This window comes from Bartonella bilalgolemi (assembly GCF_023500045.1).
In the GTDB taxonomy this organism is placed as follows: domain Bacteria; phylum Pseudomonadota; class Alphaproteobacteria; order Rhizobiales; family Rhizobiaceae; genus Bartonella; species Bartonella bilalgolemii.
The window spans coordinates 1-959 of sequence record NZ_JAMCOF010000033.1 but is presented as its reverse complement, the minus strand read 5'-3'; the positions used below and the strand labels follow the sequence as shown (position 1 = coordinate 959).

1 tRNA gene is annotated in these 959 nt (G+C 26.0%); it reads left to right on the top strand.

From position 1 onward, the window contains the following. Positions 1-402: 402 nt before the first annotated feature. Positions 403-488, top strand: a tRNA-Leu gene (locus M4Z11_RS07345). Positions 489-959 lie beyond the last annotated feature (471 nt).

Genomic DNA, 959 nt, shown 5'->3' with positions numbered 1-959 from the left:
TGGAATTTTAATTTTATTGCAAAGCAACTTAACATCAAATTATCATTTGCAATCTATCAAGAATTATAAAGAACAAAAAAGCACTACAAACTTTATATAGCAGTATATAATAACTATTAAATCTCTATATTTTAAATAAATATTTGCATCATATTTTTGAATAAAAAATTATTTCACTGAAACAGCATTTTCAAAAAATTATGTAGAACCATCATAGCTTTAGTTATATTATAAACAAATCCACTCATAGCATGAATTATTTTCTTTTATCACAAGCATCATACAGATTTTAGCCATAAAAATTATAAGTTTTCTGTCAAAAATTCTATTAAAAGCTGAATACCTCACCTTTTATTATTAATCCTTGATTCAATAGAAGATATAGCTTATGAGAAATTGTTCGCGGACGTGATGAAATCGGTAAACATAGCAGACTTAAAATCTGCCGGCCTAAGGCCTTGCGGGTTCAAGTCCCGCCGTCCGCACCATTTTTCGAATTTTAAAATCAACAAGCTATCTGCGATAAACAACAGATTGCCTTTTATGAAGCTATTGCAACACTATTAAATGGAACTGCAATTTTGCAAAATTGCGAATCAATTTAAATACAGTGAGTCACTTTGGTATTTATCACGTACTATAAACATCTTTCATATCAGAAATAACTTTGAGCAATGATATTCGTTTCTAAAAATGATGGCATTTTGATTTTAAAGATAAAATCATTAGCTTTGTAGTTTGCTCTTCCTTTTGAAAAGAATATTTTATACTAAATTCTATTTTAAGAGCTTGATTATACAAAAGCTAATTTTAACTACATTATCATAAGTAATTATCTAAGATACATTTCTATTAACTTCTATTAATATAAAAGCTTTAAAGAACTTACATGATTTTTTATTCAAAAATATGATGCAAATATTTATTTAAAATATAGAGATTTAATAGTTATTATATAC